The 1,868-nt window shown below is 48.5% G+C and carries 2 protein-coding genes and 2 pseudogenes; 2 read left to right on the top strand and 2 right to left on the bottom strand.

What is annotated here, in order from left to right:
• Together PPA04_RS09395 and PPA04_RS09400 are read left to right on the top strand one after the other, a co-directional pair.
• Nucleotides 1-211: pseudogene (locus tag PPA04_RS09395) on the top strand (hypothetical protein); the annotation flags it as partial.
• Nucleotides 208-816 (top strand): ABC transporter ATP-binding protein, encoded by a 609-nt coding sequence (locus PPA04_RS09400; protein WP_147206820.1) that lies wholly within the window; start codon nt 208-210, stop codon nt 814-816. The pseudogene PPA04_RS09395 and the gene PPA04_RS09400, both read left to right, overlap by 4 nt.
• A 239-nt stretch (nt 817-1,055) precedes the next feature.
• Here PPA04_RS09400 and PPA04_RS09750 read toward each other — a convergent pair whose 3' ends face one another.
• Nucleotides 1,056-1,298: a hypothetical protein gene (locus PPA04_RS09750; RefSeq protein WP_244944440.1), complete on the bottom strand. Its 243-nt coding sequence runs from the start codon at nt 1,296-1,298 to the stop codon at nt 1,056-1,058.
• A gap of 240 nt (nt 1,299-1,538) precedes the next feature.
• A pseudogene (locus tag PPA04_RS09755) lies at nt 1,539-1,868 on the bottom strand (hypothetical protein); the annotation flags it as partial.

Genomic DNA, 1,868 nt, shown 5'->3' on the forward strand with positions numbered 1-1,868 from the left:
ATTTACACAAGATATTTTACGCTCTCTTTGCTTACCATTACTACAAAATAAATACCGGACGAAACGGCAATTAAACCGGTATCTCAAACAGATTGGAGTCGATCAATATGCCAAACAGCAGCGTCCTGAACGTTCAGAACTTACAAAAGGTCTTCTTTCCGGGAACCAGCAACGAACGCCACGTCTTGAAGAACGTAAACTTGACGATTGAACACGATTGCTGGAACGTTGGTCGCCGATGCTGGCGAGGTACGCTTAGCTGGGCACCGCGTGACGAACAAAGGAGTGGCGTACCGTTCACGGTGGGTTGCCCGAGTATTTCAAGATCCGAAAATGGGAACGGCCGGTGAACTTAGCGTGGCGCAAAAGTTAACGTTAGCTGAAAAACATACTGGTAGCTTGAGCTTACTTCGTTATCGACGTGCTGGTCAAACGGCGCGTTATACGGAACTGTTGGCCAACTTAAATATGGGGTTGGAACAGCGGTTAAATACGCAGGTGAAGTATTTGTCGGGTGGACAGCGACAAGCGTTGTCGCTATTAATGGCGACATTGAGTCAACCGCAATTATTATTATTGGATGAACATACGGCAGCTTTAGATCCGCAAACGAGTCGTGAAGTCATGGCGTTGACGCAACGCATCGTGACGGAACAACAACTGACGACCCTGATGATTACGCATAAAATGAGTGACGCGTTGACGTATGGCAACCGGCTGGTGATGGTCCAAGATGGTCAGATCAAGTTGGATGTGCGCGGTGAGGCCAAACAGAATTTACAGGCGGAGGATTTGATGGGGTTGTTTTCAGATTAAGCGTGAGGCATGAATCGGTTAGTTTGTGAGCATTAACGTGGTACCGGTAATTATTCCGGTTTTTGGAATGCTTACTGGTGCCGGGTTAAGCGAAACAAGCAGCCTTTTGATCCATGTTTCGGCACCACTAAAAAGCCATGACTATTCTCAAACTGGGAATAGTCATGGCTTTTGCGTTGTGTAGAATAAGTCGTATCTTGACGCGCTACACATTAATGTTTCTTATTATCTATCAGTGGTTACTGAGCGTTTAAAAAGGTAGCGGCGACAGTCCAAACGTTATTTTGATAACTGTAAATCGTCGAGCCACCATCAAAAGAGTAGAACCAAGTGGAACCGTTTAGAAAAGGTACGTCAAGTTTGACGGAAGGGTCGGTTGGCTTAACCACACCGGAGAAGGCGGTTTCTCCTAAAGCGTAGTAATAGCCATCTGGATATAAGCCGTTTGAAGTCAAGCCTTCAAAAGTACCTTTAAAATACAAGTTTTGTCCTTTATAAGTTACGGGTATAGCTGGGTCACCAGCATTCTTACCGGTTAAGGCCGTTGTAATGCCATCGGGATAAGCAATTACGCTGGTATCACCTTGTAATGTTGTGGTGGCAATGGTAGTTAACTCTTTAGTGGTATATAGGTAAGTAATATCACCAGTATAAATAGTGTGAACAGCTTTACCGGCGAATGGGGTGTCAGCGGCAGCCTTGTCTGCGGCAGCTTTATCTGCGGCAGCTTTATCTGCGGCAGCCTTGTCTGTGGCAGCCTTATCTGCGGCAGCTTTGTCTGCGGCAGCCTTGTCTGCGGCGGCTTTATCTGCGGCAGCCTGGTCTGCGGCGGCTTTATCTGCGGCGGCTTTATCTGCAGCAGCCTTGTCTGCAGAAGCCTTGTCTGCGGCGGCTTTGTCTGCGGCAGCCTTGTCTGCGGCAGCCTGGTCTGCGGCGGCTTTATCTGCGGCGGCTTTATCTGCGGCAGCCTTGTCTGCAGCAGCCTTGTCTGCGGCAGCTTTGTCTGCGGCGGCTTTGTCTGCGGCAGCTTTGTTAGCGGCAGCCTTCTTAGC

The organism is Pediococcus parvulus (assembly GCF_007990205.1).
Lineage (GTDB): Bacteria > Bacillota > Bacilli > Lactobacillales > Lactobacillaceae > Pediococcus > Pediococcus parvulus.